This is a genomic window from Aeromonas sp. R1-1, assembly GCF_040908495.1.
GTDB lineage: Bacteria > Pseudomonadota > Gammaproteobacteria > Enterobacterales > Aeromonadaceae > Aeromonas > Aeromonas veronii.
In genome coordinates this window covers 24,656-42,294 of sequence record NZ_JBFODV010000281.1, presented here as the reverse complement: position 1 = coordinate 42,294, position 17,639 = coordinate 24,656, and the positions used below count along the sequence as shown (strand labels likewise).

Here is a 17,639-nt window from a genome sequence, read left to right as displayed (position 1 = left end):
GGTGGCATTGACCCCCTTGTCGGTCAGCAGCAGCGGGCGACGGGCCCCGAGGCTGGCCAGCTCGCTGGCCAGCTGCTCCAGCGCCTGTTCACCGGCCAGCAGTTTGACCGGGCAGAAAAAATCGTAATAGCGGCTCATTTCAAGGCTCCTTGCGCGTTAGCCGGTCACCAGACCCAGATAGATGTTGCAGGCCCGGCCGATCTTGTTGGTCGGGGCTGGATAGTGGCGCAGCAGCGGCCGCGCGATAAAGGCGGGCAGGATCAGGGACTGCAACTGTTCAAGCCCCCGTACCAGATGCATGGCAACGGTCAGGTCCCCCTCCACCAGCAGCCGGTTTTCGCCAAATGCCTGATTGACCCCGAGCCGAAAACTCAGGGCGCGAAAGGCGATATTGGGATGCTTGAAGCGCACCCGCAGCGGATGAATGGTGGCATGGGGGGCGACTGGCGCACCGGGATACCAGCGGCCCCCCTGCTTGTGCATGTTCATGGCGTAGCCGATGCCGCCCACTTCGAGGCGGATTGCCAACCCGTCCGGCAACGGCGCCAATTCGCGGCGTACCGCCTCATCGGTGCGGGCGGCGCGGCAGAGGGTACGACCCACCACCCAGAGCAGTGTGGTGATCCAGAGGCGGCGGCCAAGTGCGGCCAGAGATTCAACGGTCGGAGTTGTCATAGGGGTTGGCTCCTGAGATGGCTGACCAGAAGAGGGCGAACGCACTGGCTTGCCAGTAGTCGTCCTCTCCCAGCTCCGGTTGATCGACAAACAGTGATGCGCAGGCGAGGAACTGGCCCTGACACACCTCCAGCAACAGTGGCGCGGGGGCCTGCATCAGCTCGCCGCTGGCCTGCCCCTTTGCCAGCAGGGCAGGCAGAAAGCGCAGGGCATCGTTCAGGATCTGGCTGCGGGCTGGTCTGGCCAACAGCGGAGAGTGAAAGAAGCCCAGCACGAATTTGAGCTCATTGGGGTTAGCCTGCATCCACTCCATCGCCAGCTGCCAGTAGTGGCGGGTCTGGTCGTACAGCGGCAGGGTGGGATCTGCTTCATGGATGGCGCTCCCCATCCGGGTTTTCACATCCTGATAGAGGGCGAGGATCAGTGCCTCCTTGCTCGGAAAGTGGTGGAACAGAGTGCCGTTGGCCACCCCGGCCGCCTTGGCGATACGGGCGGTGGCGGCCCCCTGCAGGCCATCTTCGGCGCAGAGGGCGAGGGCGGCATCCAGGATCTGGCGGCGCTTGTCGGTCATGGTTTGTGGCTGCGGGATAGCCTGGTTCATGGTCATCTCCATCAGCGCAGGAAGAAGGCCATCATCAGCTTCTGGATCCAGCTGTGGTAGGGCGGATGGATCAGGGAGCCGGTGGTGAACTTGCCGCGGGTCAGCACGGTTTTTGCCTTGGAGAAGGTAAGAAACCCCTCGTGGCCGTGATAGTGGCCCATGCCGGAGGCGCCGATGCCGCCAAACGGCACATCGTCGGCAGCCACCTGAAACAGGCTCTCGTTGATCGCCATGCCGCCGGAGTGGGTCTCCCGGGTCACTCGTGCCTGCAGCTCGGGGTCAAAGCTCATCAGATAGAGGGCCAGCGGGCGGGGTCGCTCGGCCACATAGGCGAGTGCCTCCTCCAGGGTGTCGTAGGGAATGAGCGGCAGCAGCGGCCCGAAGATCTCCTGCTGCATCACCTGACACTGACCCGGCACCCCGGTCAGCAGGTGGGGCACCAGCAGGCGACGCTGGTCATCGCGGGCCGGGCTGCCACAGGGGTGGAGCTGGGCACCCGCCTGCTCGGCTTCATCCAGCCAGCTGACGAGACGTTGATACTGGCGGTCGTTGATGATGGCGCCGTAGTCAGCACTATTGAGCCCCTGCGGGTAGAGCTTGCTGAAGTGGCGGCGATAGGCGGCGATAAAGTTATCCACCTCGCTGCGGGGCAGCAGCACATAGTCGGGGGCGACGCAGATCTGCCCGGCGTTGAGGCTCTTGCCGAAGATCATCCGCTCGACCGCGGTGACGACCGGCATGTCGGGGGCGATGAGACAGGGGCTCTTGCCACCCAGCTCAAGGGTGAGGGGGGTGAGCTGGGGCGCGGCGGCAGCCATCACCAGCTTGCCCACCATGGTGGAGCCGGTAAAGAGCAGGTGATCGAACGGCAGTGAGCTGAACGCCGCCGCCATCTGGGCATCTCCCTCGATGATGGCGATCTCGTTTTCGTCAAACACGCTGGTGAGCATGGTGCGCAGCACGGCATTGGTATGGGGGGTGAACTCGGAGAGTTTCAGCATCGCCCGGTTGCCCGCTGCGATGGCGGTGATGAGGGGGCCGAGGCTCAGCATCACCGGAAAGTTCCATGGCACGATAATGCCGACCACCCCGAGCGGCTGGAAGTGCACCTCTACTTTGGCGGGGGCCAGCAGCAGGCCGGTGTGGCGGCGGTGGGGCTGCATCCAGCGTTTGAGCCGCTTCTGGGTGTAGTTGATCTGCATGATGCAGGGCAGCACATCGGCGATCAGGCTGTCGTAGTGGCTGCGCTGGCCATAATCTGCTGCCAGCGCCTTGCACAGCTGCCCCTTGTGGGCGAGCAATGCCTGCTTGAGTTTGGTCAGCTGCGCCCGGCGCTCGGCCAGGGTTGGCATGGGGTGAGCCAGACTCGCCCGCTTGAGCCGCGCCAGCTGATCCGGCAGGGACAATTTGATGGCGAGGATATCCTCAGGAGTGTGTTGAAGCTGCGCCGCACCCATGTTGTTCTCCGCATGAAAAATGACCGACTGATTAGTCGGTCTAAATCTAGCTGTTTGTTACCGGAATGTAAAGCTGGCAAGCTGTCTGCCGTTCACCACGAGCTGGACGCAAGAGAGAACTGTGTGTCTCCCCACACTTTTGTGGTTTGCTCGTTGGTGACTTATCTAATAAGGGGTAGTTTTTGGCTATTAACCTACACGGAGAGAGCACTATGACCAGGGAACTGAACAGCTTGTTGGCCCGGCTTGAAGATGTGGTTGAGCGGATGCCGGATTGCTTCAACACCTACGAATTCGCCCAGAAGCTGGCACTGCAATATCAGCCGGAATTCTTTGCCGCGGGCCACTCTCTGGCCGAGCACGAGGGCAAGGTACTGCGGGTGCTGCACCAGAAGATCGCCGAAGCGCTGGCAGGCAGCGAGATGGTGATTGAAGGGGCACTGCTCCCCTGCGTCACCCCTTGGGGGGAGAAGGCGACCTCACCACGCTGGCACCGCAAACACTGAGGATCCGGTCAGGCAGATCACTGCCAGATAGCAGATAACGAACAACGATAAAGGGCGCGGCGCTGGCAACAGGGCCGCGTTTTTTATGCTAATTGTCACCAGCAGCGCCCCCGCTGCCGGGAGCAAAGGCCCGCTCTGTGATCCCATGCCGGGATACGAGGCCGTCAGCCGGGTAGACTCTCCCTTTTGTCGCAGGGTTTGTCACCGTAGGAATTTATCATGACCCATAAAATCATTCTGGATACCGATCCGGGTATCGACGATGCCATGGCCATCCTGTTTGCCGAGGCCCACCCCGCCATCGAGCTGCTCGCCATCACCACAGTTTTTGGTAACGCCACCATCGACAATGGCACCCGCAACGCCCTCTGGCTCAAGCAGAAGTACGGCATGAAGGTGGATGTGGCCAAAGGCGCTGCCGCCCCGCTGCTGCGCGAGCCGGTCGGCCCCACCACCATAGTCCACGGCCCGAGCGGCTTTGGCGACATGGAGGCGGGGGAGGTGACCATAACCCCGGATCCCCGCCCCGCTTGGCAATATATTGTCGAGGCGGTGAAAGCCGCGCCGGGGGAGATCACCCTCGTCACTATCGGCCCGCTGACAAATCTGGCGCTGGCGCTACAACAGGCGCCCGAGATTGTCTCTCTGGTGAAACAGGTGGTAGTGATGGGCGGCGCCTTTGGCGTCAACGGCCATCGCGGCAACGTGACCCCCTATGCCGAGGCCAATATCCACGACGATCCCGATGCCGCCGACCGGGTCTTTACCGCCGATTGGCCGGTAGTGATCATCGGGCTGGATGTGACTCAGCAGAGCTTCTTCAGCAGCGCCTATTTGGATGAGCTCAGGGACAAGGCAGGGGAGCCGGGCCGCTTCCTGTGGGATGTGAGCCGCTTCTACCTGCGCTTCTACTCCGAGAAGCTGGGGCTCTCCGGTTGCCATGTCCACGACCCGTCCGCCATCGCCTATGTGATTGATCCGACCCTCTTTACCCTGCGCGAGGGGCCGGTGCGGGTGATCACCAGCGGCCCGGCCATCGGCCACACCCTGCAAAAGTTCGATGGCAAACGCCACTCCCACGATGACTGGGCAGCCTATCGCCCGCAGCAGGTCGGGGTGGCGGTGCGCGATGAAGCCTTGCTGGCGCTCTATCGCGAGACGCTGGTGGGCTGGGGCAAGGATTGCTGAGCTAAGAGGCGCTATTGCGCTGACGCGGGGGCTGTGATCGGCGCCAAACAATCGGAGCGCACGGCCGCTTATACTGCCTTATATCAAGAGCTTGGGAGGGATGAAGATGGCCTGGATTTCCTTGATAGTGGCGATAGCCCTGATCTGGTGGTTGATGAAGCTGGGGCGTGGCGCCCTGTTCGAGATCCGTCTTGCACCCGGCAAGGTAGTGGTCAAGCAGGGCAAGGTGTCACCCGCCTTTATTGAGCATGCCAAGCAGATCCTGCGCCACGACACGGTGCGTGGGCGCATTGTGGGGCAGCGCGATGGCGATGGTGTAAAGCTGATCTTCTCCCGCTCCATCCCCGAGCCGGTGGCCCAGCGGTTTCGCAATATCTTCCCCTATGGCGATTACCGCCAGCCAACGGCGCCACTGCCGGGGCCAAAATCCCGCAAGGGATAAGCACCGGAACCTGGTTCATCAATAGCAAACGGGCCTCCAGTGGAGGCCCGTTTTTTATGGCACTTGGCCAAGAGAGAGCTGACCGCCCTTACTCCTTGCCGTGCAGCTCGCGCTGGGCCTTGACCGCCGCCGCCTTGACGGCGGTGCCTTCATTGCCCCAGGAGGCGCGCAGGGTGTTGACCAGCTCGGCGAGCCGCTCGTCATCCATGGTCCAGCCATAGCCCGGCATGTGGTAACCCAGATGGCCGTGGGTGACCGGGGTCTCGGCACCGTGCAGCAGCACATTGATCAGGCTCGACGGATCGCTCGCCAGCACGGTGCGGTTGTTGACCAGCGAGGGGATGACGTGGTCATTGCCCTGGCCGTTGACCCCGTGACAGGTGGAGCAGTACATGGCGTAGTCCGCCTTGCCGCTGGCACTGGCGTAGGCGCGGGCCCCTTTCTCCGCCACCGGTTCATCTTTCAGATCGGTGAGATAGGTGGCGATGCTGGCCAGATCGGCGTCGCTGAAATACTGGCTGCTGTGAGTGATCACTTCCCCCATGGGGCCCGCGACCGCTTCATGCTGGCTGCGGCCGGTTTTCAGCAGGTCGATCAGCGCCTGCTTGCTGTAACGGCTGCCGCGAATATCGGGGGCATACCAGCCATCCAGCGCCGCACCGCTCAGGTAGACAGGGTCCGCCTCGGTCAGCGCTTTCTCCTGCATGCCAAGCCCGCGCGGAGTGTGGCAGCTGCCGCAGTGACCGGCACCCTGCACCAGATAGGCGCCACGGTTCCACTCTTCGCTCTTGCCTGCGACCGGGGTGAAGCGGCTGTCATCGTGGTAGACCCAGTTCCAGCCCATCAGCGGCCAGCGCATGTTGAGCGGCCAGGGGATGTCGCTCTCCTTGTTGGCGATGGCCAGCGGTTGCACCTCCTTCATCAGGTAGTGATAGAGATCTTCGAGATCTTTATCGCTCATCTTGGCGTAGGCGGTGTAGGGCATGGCCGGATAGAGGCGATGCCCGTCGCGGGCCACCCCTTCGCGCATCACCTTGATGAACTCCGGCAGGCTGTAGTTGCCGATACCGTGGGTCTTGTCGGGGGTGATGTTGGTGGCAAATACGGTACCGATAGGGGTCGGGAACCCTTTGCCGCCCGCCAGCGGCTTGCTGGTTTCGCTGGTGTGGCAGGCGGCGCAATCGCCCAGCTTGGCCACGTATTCGCCTGCCGACATGGCGGGGGCTGCGTTGGCGGCAAGGGCGGGCAGGGCTAGCAGCAGGGCGCTGGCGGTCAGTGACAGGGCGCGGTTCATTGGGCACCTCCCTTGCTCATGGCTACCAGCTCGTTGACGGCGCGCCACGCTTCGTCGATGGCGGCGTGGGCGTAGGGGCTCCAGCCTGCATCCGAGTTGGCGATGGTTATGTTGCCGATCGGCTGGCGACCCAGTTCAATCCATTTTTCGCACTGCGCTTCGTCATCAAACAGGGTGTTGGTGACATAGGAGTAACCGTGAGACCAGCGGTTGACCGTGATGGCGAGGATGTCCTGCTCATGGTTGAAACCGGCGCTGCCGAGCATCCCCTGCAGCTGTTCGCGGATCATCTGTTCATGCTGCTCGAACGGCATGCCGAGGATCATGGCGCGCCCCTTGCGGGACTGTTCGCGGGCCGACAGACCGCTGCCCGGCAGGGTCGGCACATAGACCATGTGCAGGCACATCGGCTGATCCGGGCTCTTGGGATGCTCGTAGCCACCCATGCTGACCGGATAGTCGAGCTTGACCCGGCTGTAGGGTGCGGCGGGGGAGTAGACCTCGTGTACCCCCAGCTTGACGAAGGCTTGCCAGTTCTTGACCACCACCTTGGTGTAGACCAGCGGCGCCTTGGCATTCTGGCGCAGCGCCTCCTTCTGGGGCTCCGGCATCTCGGGCACCATGTAGGGGATCATCATGTTGTAGCCAGCCATGATCGACTGTTTGGCCCGCACCCGGTGCAGTTTCCCCTCCTTGATGTAGGTGACATCCACCGCCAGCTTGCCGTCGGCGAGGCGCACGTTTTTGGCCTGCAGGGCGGTACTGCCAAGACGCAGCTGCACCTTGTGCTCAGGCAGGTCGAGCTTGCTGTAGTCAAACTTGGCCAACACCACATCCTGCATGGTGTGACCCGGCGCCACCTGCGGAATGAGCTTGCGCACCATCAGGCGGGTGAGACCGGCGTTGCCATCGGGGAAGTGGAAGATGTAGGGGTCGTCCAGCTCCGCCTGCTCCTCGGCATCCAGCGGCGTCAGATTGAGGCCGTCGAAACCCGGCAAGGCGCAGAGGCGTGCATCGGCGCAGGCGGTGGCGTCGATGCCGACCGCCTGGAAGTCGTTGGTGCGCTGCTGGAAGTAAGTGATCGCCCGCTCGCTGAGACCCACTTTATCGCGCAGGAAGGTGGTGTAGCTGTTGCGAGTCACCCACTCGTCCTGCTGCTCGCGGGTCATGCCGCTCAGGTAGTCGATCTTCGATTCGTGCAGGGCCAACAGGGCGGCCTTGTCGGCATCATCGAGGGGGAAGTCACCGATAAATTCTGCCAGCGGCCGGCCGTTCAGGCGATCGCGCGGGATATCGTCCGCTACGTTGTGGCCCGGATCGCCGTTCACTATCTTGTTGACGCCAAAATGCTTCTCGTCGAAATAGACGCCGCGGCTCAGCCCCAGATCCGGATAGAAGGTCTGCTGGAAACCGGCGGCCAGCTCGTCGATGTTGACCTCCAGCGCCTTGAGCAGACCGAGCGCCACCGGGCTGTAGACCGAACGCGGTGATTGCAGGGATTCGCTGCCGCCGTAACCCAGACGCAGGCCATCGGGGGTGGTGAACTCGTTGCGCTTGGCGTGGCCGCCAAAGTCGTCGTGGTTGTCGAGCAGCAGGATCTTTTTATCCGCGCCGAGCAGTTGCTGATAGAAGCAGGCGGCGGCCAGACCGCTGATCCCGGCGCCGACGATCACCAGATCGTACTCTCCCTCTAGGGGAATATTGGCAAAATCATACTGCTTGCCGTCACGGGCGATGCTGTGGGCCGGTTCGAAAGAGCCCGGGTGGTTGCCGCGCAGGCCGGTGAGGGCGGGCGGGTAGGCCAGGGTTTTATCCGCCAGCGTGCTGCCGCCTTCGGCAGCCTTGAGCAGATTGATGGGGGCGACGCCTGCCGCAATGGTGATGGCAACGCCGTTGAGAAAATCTCTGCGTGTAATACTCATGGCTATCCCTGTGTTAGGAGAAGTAATGAATAAGTGGATTCATTATGGGAGGGAGACACAGATCCTGTTCAGGATTGGGCGCCGAATCTACCGCTATCCTCACGCTGAGTCCATACGATTGCTAATGGATTATTAAGCACCATTTTCCTGCTTGTGACGAGAGTGATGCGCTGATGGGGGGGATTTGCCCTGTTGCAGGGCAAATTATCTCTCGGCTCGGTCGGTCAATGATTGCCGCAGCTGATTAGTTTGGGAGGCGTTCGGGCGTCATTGTCGACTCGGGGGGATGATCGCGCTAAGCTCTTAACTACTTGTTTTATCAACTCTCTTTTTTATTCATAGGCATAAAGGCCACTCAGGAGGCGCAATGAACTGGTATATCTCGGTCCTCAAGCAATATGCGGTATTCAGCGGGCGGGCCCGTCGCACCGAATACTGGATGTTTGTGCTGTGCAACGTCATCGTCATGCTGTTGCTCGGCATGGTGGACAAGCTGATTGGCGGCGACAAGGAGCTGATCAGCTCCATCTATTCGCTGGCTGTGCTGCTGCCCTCGCTGGCGGTGGCGGCCCGTCGCCTGCACGACACCGATCACAGCGCTTGGTGGCTGTTGCTCGGACTCATCCCCGTTATCGGCACCCTGGTGCTTATCTACTTTATGGTTTGCAATGGCCAGCAGGGGCCAAACCGCTTCGGTGACGATCCCAAAGCGCCCCCCTCGCAGGGCTTTATCGTCAGCTAACGGGCGAGGCTTGGCTAATAATCGGTCAATAAAAAGAGAGGGAGGCATCACGCCTCCCTCTCTTTTTCGTGTTGATGGCGGATCAACGCTCGATTAGCGGGGCGGATCGGTAGCTCCACATGCCGTAGGTGCGCAGGGCGTCGCGGTAGATGCCGAGCAGCTCGCTCTCGCTCGGGGTGGCCAGCTCCTCGAGGGGCTTGTCGGGGTAGCTGACGCTCGCCACCTTGATGTTGGCCGGGCCAATCTGGTCGCAGGCGATTTCCAGTACCGTCTGGCCGCGGCGTACATGGCTGGCGGAGCTTACCAGCACCGCATAGTCAATCTGGTGGCGGGCGAGGGCATAGGCGCTGTAGAGGGCGTTATCCACCGTGCTGGTGGCGTAGTTCTCTTCAATCAGGCGGCTGCGGTCGATGCCGTGGTTGGCCAGCCAGTCAGCCATCAGCTTGCCCTCGGTCTGGCGGTTCTGGGGCACGCCGCCGGTCAGGATGATCAGCGCTTCCGGATCGGCCTTGGCCAGCTCAAGGGTGGTTTGCAGCCGGCCCAGCAGGATCTTGTCCATGCTGCCGTCGGGATTGAGAGCGTAGCCCAGGGTGACGATGGCGCGTTTGCCCTCCCTGCTGGCCTTCACCTGATCCTCGGTCAGTTCGGTTTGCAGCGGGGCGGCGGTGATCCGCTGCACCCGGGCGATGATCTCTTCCAGATCGGCGGCGCGGCCACTGTTGCGATCCGCCACTTTCGCCAGATAGCTGCGGGAAGCCTCCTTGTTACCCTTCACCAGCTGCCAGAGGGCGAGATAGCTGTTGATGTCGAGATCATCGGGGGCGACGGCCTGCGCCTGCTCCAGCAAGGTGATGGCGCGGCTCAGGTTGCCGTTGTAGATCTGGGCGTTGGCCGCCGAGATGAGCAGGTCGGTGCGGTAGGGCTCAAGCTGGTAGGCGGCCAGCAGCCGCTCGGTCACCAGCTCCATATTGCTCGGCATCTTGGCGGTAAAACCGGCGTGGGAGATCTTGGCTGGCGACTTGTAGATCTGCAGCGCTTCGCCGAGCAGCATGTCCACCGCCTGGCGCTTGCTGACCAGGGTATTGAGGTCGTGCTCCATTTGCATCGAGCTCTCGGCCGCTTGCAGGGCGAGGGGCGAGAGCGCCAGCAGGCCGCCGAGGGTGAGGGCAAGAAGGGTCTGTTTCATCAAAAGGTCCTCTGTCGGGCTGAATCGCGCCGTGGTGCGCCGGCTTGTGGGCCGATGGGATAAGGCAAATATGCGTCGATTCAGTCTGTTAGTGCCAAAGAGGGGGCAATATAGCAGCTAACGGCGTGGCAAACTGTGAGTCGGGACGGGTCGTCGGGTGATGCCACTCCTGTGGCCGCAAAAATGGCCGCAACGGGTCAGCTGCCATCTGAAAAGGGCAGGGGGAGCGTGACTCCCCCTCCCTCTGTTGCGATGCAAGACAGATGGGGTGTCAATCCATCTGTTGGTGAGTGTTCGCGGTCAGTTCCACATCGGGGAGACACGGGCTTCCAGTGTCTCCTGCTGTTCTTCGGGCATATCGCTGAAGAAGTTGAGGTGAGTCTGCTCCTCCACCTCGCGCACCGACACCCGGTAGTCGGCGATCTGGCTGATGGGCACCTCTTCCTGCGGCATGATAAAGGCGATGGCCTGCAGTTTGGCCGGATCCATCACGATCTTGTAGTAGGCGCTCGGGATCGCCACACCCTGACCGATGGACTCTTCAGAGCCGGTAAAGATGGGGCCGGTGATCACCTGCACATCCTTGCGGGAGACCGCCCACTTGTTCACCTTGTCCTCCAGCACGCGCCACGCCTTCTGGTTGAGCACCCCGATCTGCGGCGTCATGTTGCTCAGCAGGAAGCTCTCTTTCATGGTGTTCTTGTTCGATTTCATGTCCCCCGCCGGGGCCTGATGGCCACGGTCGTAGCCCGAGCCCTTGTAGTCGGAGAGGGTGGCGCGGTAGGCGACCGGGATCTCCCTGTCCTCGGCGAAGGCATCCTTGCGCGGCACTGTGCCCTGTGCGCTCTGGGCGGTCATCCGGTAGGAGACCCAGTCCGCCACCTTGTAGTCGTAGTTGTAGCCGACGGCATACCCTTCACGGCAGAGCTTCTGATCCGATTCGGAGGGCAGGCCGAAGCGCACGTGCTCACCGCACTCCCAGTGGGCGGCCAGCAAGGGGGTGGCAGTGAGGGTGAGGGTAACAGCCAGAACCAATTTATTGATTTTTATCATTTTTGTGATGCTCCAGTTTAGTAGGCGGAGCCATTTGACATGAGATCTGACCAGCGCTTCAATTGCTGTTTTTTTACACGTCACCGTTCTGTGACGGCTCGCCAAGATCCGTGATGTGACTGGTTAATATGTTTTAAATCAGTGGCTTGGTCGGTGGGATGATATGCGGTTGCTCGGCAGGCAACGAAAAGGAGCCCGTGATGGGCCCCTTGTACTGGTTGGTCTGACTGCTATCAGGCGGCGTTGGCCTTGTTGCCCAGCGTGCGGGCCAACAGTGCTTCCGGATTGTGGATCGCCTCCTTGGTCTTCACGTCGATGACCTCGATATCGGTGAAGCGCTCGCGGTTCTTGATAGCCACGTCGTGGGCGAAGATGACGCAGCGGGCGTTGGCGACATCCTTGGCGGTAATGCGGTTGATGATGCCGTTGGCGCCCTGGGTCTCGACCTTGATCTTGATCCCCTGCTGGGCAGCGGCCTTCTGCAGGCTTTTGGCGGCCAGGAAGGTGTGGGCTACGCCAGACGGGCAGGCAGTGATGGCCAGTACGTCCGCTTCTCCTTCCGCTTCAATGACTTCGAAGTAGGTTTGGGTGGCGGTCACGTCATCTTCTTCGCTCACCGGCTTCTTCAGCAGGTTGACGATGATGGCGGTGGTCAGGGCGCCGAGGATGGTACCCAAGATGTAGCCCATCTTGCCTTCAACAACCGGCAGGACAATCCAGCCACCCCAGGGGGCGTGGTTGATACTGTGCATCATGAAGCCGGTGATGTTGCCGACGATGCCGCCTGCGACGATGGCCGGGATAACACGCATGGGGTCAGCCGCGGCGAACGGGATAGCACCTTCACTGATCCCGATCATGCCCATGATGGCGGCCGCTTTACCGGATTCACGCTCCTCTTTCTTGTAACGCTTCGGAGACATAAAGGTCGCCAGTGCCATACCGAGCGGCGGTACACAGATGGCGATACCGACGCCGCCCATCAGCCAGGGCTGGGTGTTGACCTGAGTCTGGGCAAACAGGGTCGCAACCTTGTTGACCGGGCCGCCCATATCGAAGGCGGTCATACCACCCAGAATGGCACCCAGCATCACTTTACCTGAGCCCGCCATGCTGGAGAGCCAGTGGTTCATCCCTTCCATCATGGCGGCGATCGGGGCACCGATCCCCCACATCACGATGCCACACACCAGGAAGGTACCGATCAGCGGATAGATGAAGATGGAACCAAGGGAGGCCATTGAGTCAGGCAGCTTGATCCGTTTGAGCTGATTGACCACGAAACCTGCGATAAAGCCAACCAGAATGGCGCCAAGGAAACCGGTTTGATAGTGCTGAACGGCAATCCAGGAGCCGATCATGCCCGGGGCCAGGCCCGGCTTGTCAGCCAGCGAGTAGGCGATGTAGCCACCCAGTACGGCAGTAAACAGAGTCAGACCGGCGATACCCATGGTGGCCATGTCTTTGAGGAAGCCCGCCTCCGGCACGGCGCCCTTGCCGCTCATCATCACCGACAATGACAGCAGCACACCGCCTGCCACGATGAAGGGGATCATGTGGGAGGTACCAAACAGCAGGTGCTGCTTCATGGTGTTGAGGCGATCCTTGAAGGTGCGCTCTTCGGGGGCCGCCGGGGCAGTGGCTGCCGGTTTGGCGGCTGGCGCCGGTTTTTCCGCTTTCGGGCCTTGCTTGAGCAGGGTCAGGGCTTGTTCGACAGTGGTGGCCGCCTTCATCTGCTCGATAAAACCCGGTTCCAGCAGACGGGTAGAGAGCTCCGCCAGCACTTCGATGTGGTGGTTGGCGCCGCCATCCGGTGAGGCGATCATGAAGATCAGCTGGGTCGGCTTGCCATCTTCGGCGCCGTACTCGATACCTTGGCGGCTGACACCGATGGCAATGGCCGGACGACTGACCGCCTTGCTCTTGGCGTGGGGCAGGGCGACACCCTGCTCGAAGCCGGTGCAGTCCAGCTGCTCGCGGGCCCAGATATCCTTGACGAATTGCTGTTGATCAGACACGGCGCCATCGCGCGCCAGCATCTGTGCCATCTCGTCGAACAGGGCCTCCTTGCTGGTGGCCTTCAACTCCAGGCAGATGAGTCTGCCGTTGGTCATGGTGGGTAACATATTACTCTCCTGGCTCCGTTGCCGAGCCGCATGATGGGGGGAACAATTGACCTAGATATTGTTCTCCCGTTGGCGCGGTGCCGAAATCGGACAAATGTGCCGTTTACTGGATTTTTGTGCTGGCAAGAATGAGCTGTGACTCTCATCTCGTTTTGGTGTGATGATTAAATTCTATGTGGACATGAATTTAGTCATTTAATATCAATAGCTTATTTTGGTTTTGTTCGTGCAAAATCTTATCTGAGTGTCCAGGTCGATGATGAGTTTCCTGTGATGGAATGGATATTTGTGTGATTTGTTATGGGTCAATAGTGTGAGCTGGTTGGCAAATAGCAGGCGCATCAAGTGATTTTATTGTCACTAAGTTGGGAGGGAGATAACTCTATGAGTCTGGTCAACCGTGTGATTAAGCGGTGAAAGGGGATGGCAGGGGATAAAAAACAAGGGCCATCATTGATGGCCCTTGTGCATATTCGGATGAGGCGTAGCCCCAGGATGTGCGAGTTAGCAGCGGTTGCCGGCGCGGGCGACCCGTCCTTCGGCCAGCAGTTGATAACTGCCAGTCGCTGCAGGAATAAAAGCTGATTGCCCCTTTTCCAGACGCAGTGACTGTTCGCCTTGCTTGAGGGTCACTGTGTCATCGATGGCAAACAGGATCTCGGCGCTGGCAGTTGTGAGCTGATGCTCGCCAGCCGGGTAGACGCTGAAAGTGAAGTCAGGTACCGGCACGTCGAAGTGCTGTACCGCACCATCACAGCGGGGGGCCAGCAGGATCTGGTCGTCCGGCTTGGGCAAGCAGCGGGTGCAATCCAAGAGCTCTGCCACATCGATGTATTTGGGGGTGAGGCCGGCGCGCAGCACGTTGTCCGAGTTGGCCATGATCTCGAGGCCGGTGCCGCGCACATAGGCGTGCGGGGTGCAGGCATCGAGGAACATCGCCTGACCGGGCTCAAGCGTCACCACGTTGAGCAGCAGCGGCGAGAACAGACCCACATCTCCCGGGTACTGGGCCGCCAGACTGGTGATGAGGGCAAATGTCTCCTCATCCTGATGGGCGGCGGCATAGGTCAGCAGCCCTGCCAACGCCTCGTCCTTGCGCGCCCCTTCCAGTACCAGCAGCTGGTGGAAGAAGTGCTGCAGGCCCGCTTCATTCTGGCTGGCGGCAAGGGCTGCGGTCAGATCGGCGATGGCCGTCAGATTGACCCGCTCGAACAGTGCCAGAATGGCCGGGATGGCGCGAAAGCCGTTCATCGCCTGATAGGGGGTGAGGGCAAAGACCAGCTCAGGTTTGTGGTTCGGGTCCTTGTAGTTGCGATTGCTCGCCTTGATATCGATGCCTGCGGCCTCCTCTTTGGCAACGCCCGCTTCGGCCTGAGCCTTGCTCGGGTGCACCTGAATGGAGAGAGCCTTCTCGGCACACAACACCTTGAACAGGAACGGCAGGCTGCCAAAACGGGCGAAGGTGGCCTCACCCAGCGCGGCGGCCGGAGCCCTGTCGATCACCGAAGAGAGCTTTTGCACACTGCCCGCCAGCGTCACCTCGGAGCAGCCGTTGGGGTGAGCCCCCATCCAGAGCTCGGCCTGGGGTTTGCCTTGCGGGTTGGGAATGCCAAACAGGGTGGTGAGGGAGTCATGACTGCCCCAGTCATAGCCTTGAATCGGGTTTTGCATCAACAGAAAGGAGGGCAGATCGCTACTGCTCATAAGGGACGCCTCGTCTAGTTTGAAGAAAATCGGGTGCAGAAAAGGGTGGCATTACTGCTGTGGACCGGACTATAACATGGGCGGTCGTGCGCGCCGCAACCGCTTGCCTCTCTCTTGATCAGGATCACCATGTCTCTCATCTTCAGCCAACTGCTCGACGGAGCCCTGAGCGAACAGGTTCCATTTGACCAAATCTGGTTTGCCAGTGAACAGGGGGTGCCACCCAGTTTCAGCTATCAGGTCAACTTTCCCCGCCTCGAGCTGGTCTTTAGCGGCGAGTATCTCAACCAAATTTGGGACAGGGAGGAGGGGGTCAGAGAGATCAGTGTATTGCCGGGACAGGCGCTCTATATCCCTCCCAACGGCTGGAACAAGCCGCTCTGGACCACCGACTGCTCAGTACTGAGCCTGCTGTTTGGCAAGCGCCAGCTCGGCTTCAGCCTGGTGAGCAAGCGCCGTGAAGATCCGGACTTTTTCGATGTGCAAAAACACAGCATCATGGCGCGAGCGGGTCATGTGATCGAACACATTTTGGCGGCGCTGAACGTACTGACCGAGGATCCCGGTCGTTCCCCCACCGATGATCACCTGCTGCAGGCCCTGCTGGCGAGTGCCCGTCAGCTGTTGCTGGAGTCCGCCACGGATCGGCCACGGGGGGCAGAGCTCTTTCACGGGATCTGCATCTATATCCAAGAGAACTTTCACCGTCCCATCACCCGTGACTCCATTGCCCACCGCTTCAACGTCTCGGCCAGCCATCTCTCCCACCTGTTCCGCGAGCAGGGTCATATGCGCCTTGCCGATTACATCAGCTGGGTGCGGATCGATCGGGCCAAATTCATGCTGAAAAAGTACCGTTTTCGTCTTGAAGAGGTGGCCAGTCGCTGCGGTTACAGTGACGTGAACTACTTCTGCCGGGTGTTCAAACAGAAGACCGGCTTGACCCCTTCGCAGTACCGTTCCCTGAGTCAGCCGCAGGCTGCGGCCAGCGAGCTGGAGGGATAACGGGGCTGTGTCGGGAAGGCGTGGTGACGGCGCACTGGCGGGTGGCTACCTCTTTGGTCTGACATGCTTTCTTGTCGTTTTATTATGAAAATGAATGGGCTAAGATGGCCGCGCGCAACAAACAAGTTGATAACAAACGGAAGTTAGGAGATGCCGATGGAAAGCAAAGTAGTAATCCCGACCCAGGGTCAGAAAATCACAGTCGATGCCAACGGCAAGCTGCAGGTTCCCAACCATCCGATCATTCCGTTTATTGAAGGGGATGGCATCGGTGTTGACGTAACCCCTGCCATGTTGAATGTGGTGAATGCTGCGGTCGAGAAAGCCTACAAGGGCGAGCGCAAGATCGCCTGGATGGAGATCTATACCGGCGAGAAATCGACTCATGTCTATGGCGAAGGTGCCTGGCTGCCGGCCGAAACCCTGGATTTCATTCGCGAATACTGCGTGGCCATCAAGGGCCCGCTGACTACTCCGGTCGGTGGCGGTATCCGCTCCCTCAACGTGGCCCTGCGTCAGGAGCTGGATCTCTACATCTGCCTGCGCCCGGTGCGTTACTACGACGGCACCCCGAGCCCGGTGAAACGTCCTGATCTGACCGACATGGTGATCTTCCGCGAAAACGCCGAAGACATCTACGCCGGCATCGAGTGGAAGGCCGACAGTGCCGAAGCGAACAAGGTGATCGCCTTCCTGCAAAACGAGATGGGCGTGAAGAAAATTCGCTTCCCCGAGTCCTGTGGTATCGGCATCAAGCCGATGTCCAAGGCCGGTACCGAGCGTCTGGTGCGTGCCGCCATCGAGTATGCCATCGACAACGATCGCGACTCTGTGACTCTGGTGCACAAGGGCAACATCATGAAGTTCACCGAAGGTGCCTTCAAGGATTGGGGCTATGCTCTGGCCCAGAACGAGTACGGTGCCCAGCTGATCGATGGCGGCCCATGGTGCTCCTTCAATAACCCGAAAACCGGCAAGACCATCGTCATCAAGGATGTCATCGCCGACGCCTTCCTGCAGCAGATCCTGCTGCGCCCGGCCGAGTATGACGTCATCGCCTGTATGAACCTCAACGGCGACTACATCTCCGACGCGCTGGCCGCTCAGGTAGGCGGTATCGGTATCGCACCGGGTGCCAACATCGGTGACGGCGTGGCCCTGTTCGAGGCGACCCACGGTACTGCGCCGAAATATGCCGGTCAGGACAAGGTTAACCCGGGTTCCCTCATCCTCTCCGCCGAGATGATGCTGCGCCACATGGGTTGGGTCGAAGCGGCCGATCTCATCATCAAGGGGATGGAAGCGGCGATCCGCAACAAGACCGTCACCTATGACTTCGAGCGTCTGATGGAAGGGGCCACCCTGCGCTCCTGCTCCCAGTTTGCTCAGGACATGATCGACCAGATGTAATCTGCTGCTTGCCAGAAACGCAAAACCGGCGCCATGTGCGCCGGTTTTTTATCGTGAAAGAGTGCAGGGGCTTATTGCGCCTGCTCTACGTGTTGCTGATAGCGTTGCTGCCATTTGCTGGTTTCTGCTTCATCACCCTGGGCCTTCCAGAAGGCGCAGATGGTGTTGGCAAGTTCCGAAGCCATCGCGTGATCTCCGTCACGTCGACTCATCAGATAATCTCCCAGCCAGCTTTGATATTGTTTCATTACCCGATCTCCTTATCTCATGTGCCCTTGAGGGTGCCCACCTTGACGGAAGCCTGTCGGCTCATCCTGGGGGGAACATC

16 protein-coding genes and 1 pseudogene are annotated in these 17,639 nt (G+C 60.5%); 6 read left to right on the top strand and 11 right to left on the bottom strand.

Annotated features, from left to right (window positions below):
- The 4 genes and pseudogenes from AB5Y92_RS19130 to AB5Y92_RS19115 form a co-directional block, all read right to left on the bottom strand.
- Positions 1 to 138: pseudogene (locus AB5Y92_RS19130) on the bottom strand (alcohol dehydrogenase); the annotation flags it as partial.
- 18 nt (positions 139 to 156) lie between these two features.
- The gene (locus tag AB5Y92_RS19125) at positions 157 to 675 is read right to left on the bottom strand and encodes a hypothetical protein (RefSeq protein WP_201937199.1); all 519 of its coding nucleotides are present in this window, start codon (positions 673 to 675) and stop codon (positions 157 to 159) included.
- The gene (locus AB5Y92_RS19120; protein ID WP_069555480.1) at positions 656 to 1,276 is read right to left on the bottom strand and encodes a TetR/AcrR family transcriptional regulator; all 621 of its coding nucleotides are present in this window, start codon (positions 1,274 to 1,276) and stop codon (positions 656 to 658) included. The genes AB5Y92_RS19125 and AB5Y92_RS19120 overlap by 20 nt, the downstream gene beginning before the upstream one ends.
- Before the next feature lie 11 nt (positions 1,277 to 1,287).
- Complete coding sequence (locus tag AB5Y92_RS19115) at positions 1,288 to 2,733, bottom strand: coniferyl aldehyde dehydrogenase (RefSeq protein ID WP_076494233.1); 1,446 nt, start codon at positions 2,731 to 2,733, stop codon at positions 1,288 to 1,290.
- Between the two features lie 212 nt (positions 2,734 to 2,945).
- Between AB5Y92_RS19115 and AB5Y92_RS19110 the strand changes: the two genes are divergently transcribed.
- The 3 genes from AB5Y92_RS19110 (at position 2,946) to AB5Y92_RS19100 (ending at position 4,869) form a co-directional block, all read left to right on the top strand.
- Positions 2,946 to 3,239 carry a hypothetical protein gene (locus AB5Y92_RS19110; RefSeq protein WP_005353197.1) on the top strand — a complete coding sequence of 98 codons (294 nt, stop codon included), beginning with the start codon at positions 2,946 to 2,948 and terminating at the stop codon, positions 3,237 to 3,239.
- Positions 3,240 to 3,458: 219 nt separating this feature from the next.
- Positions 3,459 to 4,427 (top strand): nucleoside hydrolase, encoded by a 969-nt coding sequence (locus AB5Y92_RS19105; RefSeq protein ID WP_368227398.1) that lies wholly within the window; start codon positions 3,459 to 3,461, stop codon positions 4,425 to 4,427.
- 106 nt (positions 4,428 to 4,533) lie between these two features.
- The gene (locus tag AB5Y92_RS19100) at positions 4,534 to 4,869 is read left to right on the top strand and encodes a DUF3634 family protein (protein ID WP_005353195.1); all 336 of its coding nucleotides are present in this window, start codon (positions 4,534 to 4,536) and stop codon (positions 4,867 to 4,869) included.
- 88 nt (positions 4,870 to 4,957) lie between these two features.
- Here the strand turns inward: AB5Y92_RS19100 and AB5Y92_RS19095 are convergent, their stop codons facing one another.
- Together AB5Y92_RS19095 and AB5Y92_RS19090 are read right to left on the bottom strand one after the other, a co-directional pair.
- The gene (locus AB5Y92_RS19095) at positions 4,958 to 6,163 is read right to left on the bottom strand and encodes a cytochrome c (protein ID WP_139741367.1); all 1,206 of its coding nucleotides are present in this window, start codon (positions 6,161 to 6,163) and stop codon (positions 4,958 to 4,960) included.
- Positions 6,160 to 8,085: an NAD(P)-binding protein gene (locus AB5Y92_RS19090; RefSeq protein WP_368227397.1), complete on the bottom strand. Its 1,926-nt coding sequence runs from the start codon at positions 8,083 to 8,085 to the stop codon at positions 6,160 to 6,162. The genes AB5Y92_RS19095 and AB5Y92_RS19090 overlap by 4 nt, the downstream gene beginning before the upstream one ends.
- 367 nt (positions 8,086 to 8,452) lie before the next feature.
- Here AB5Y92_RS19090 and AB5Y92_RS19085 point away from each other — a divergent pair, with 367 nt between their 5' ends.
- A complete protein-coding gene (locus tag AB5Y92_RS19085; protein ID WP_368227396.1) occupies positions 8,453 to 8,827 on the top strand; it encodes a DUF805 domain-containing protein in 375 nt (124 codons plus the stop codon).
- A gap of 82 nt (positions 8,828 to 8,909) precedes the next feature.
- Here AB5Y92_RS19085 and AB5Y92_RS19080 read toward each other — a convergent pair whose 3' ends face one another.
- From AB5Y92_RS19080 to manA, 4 genes are all read right to left on the bottom strand, one after another.
- The gene (locus AB5Y92_RS19080) at positions 8,910 to 10,013 is read right to left on the bottom strand and encodes an ElyC/SanA/YdcF family protein (RefSeq protein WP_368227395.1); all 1,104 of its coding nucleotides are present in this window, start codon (positions 10,011 to 10,013) and stop codon (positions 8,910 to 8,912) included.
- Positions 10,014 to 10,313: 300 nt separating this feature from the next.
- Entirely contained in the window at positions 10,314 to 11,066 is a 753-nt protein-coding gene (locus tag AB5Y92_RS19075) for a DNA/RNA non-specific endonuclease (protein ID WP_368227394.1), read from the bottom strand.
- Positions 11,067 to 11,299: 233 nt separating this feature from the next.
- Positions 11,300 to 13,192 (bottom strand): PTS fructose transporter subunit EIIC, encoded by a 1,893-nt coding sequence (locus AB5Y92_RS19070; RefSeq protein ID WP_368227393.1) that lies wholly within the window; start codon positions 13,190 to 13,192, stop codon positions 11,300 to 11,302.
- Positions 13,193 to 13,696: 504 nt separating this feature from the next.
- Complete coding sequence (manA, locus tag AB5Y92_RS19065; protein ID WP_368227392.1) at positions 13,697 to 14,896, bottom strand: mannose-6-phosphate isomerase, class I; 1,200 nt, start codon at positions 14,894 to 14,896, stop codon at positions 13,697 to 13,699.
- 129 nt (positions 14,897 to 15,025) lie between these two features.
- Between manA and AB5Y92_RS19060 the strand changes: the two genes are divergently transcribed.
- On the top strand, positions 15,026 to 15,901 hold the full coding sequence (locus tag AB5Y92_RS19060; protein ID WP_005361632.1) for an AraC family transcriptional regulator: 876 nt from the start codon (positions 15,026 to 15,028) through the stop codon (positions 15,899 to 15,901).
- 156 nt (positions 15,902 to 16,057) lie between these two features.
- The gene (gene icd / locus AB5Y92_RS19055) at positions 16,058 to 17,311 is read left to right on the top strand and encodes an NADP-dependent isocitrate dehydrogenase (protein WP_040067883.1); all 1,254 of its coding nucleotides are present in this window, start codon (positions 16,058 to 16,060) and stop codon (positions 17,309 to 17,311) included.
- A 71-nt stretch (positions 17,312 to 17,382) separates the two neighbouring features.
- Here the strand turns inward: icd and AB5Y92_RS19050 are convergent, their stop codons facing one another.
- A complete protein-coding gene (locus AB5Y92_RS19050; protein WP_005337712.1) occupies positions 17,383 to 17,559 on the bottom strand; it encodes a hypothetical protein in 177 nt (58 codons plus the stop codon).
- Positions 17,560 to 17,639: the final 80 nt, after the last annotated feature.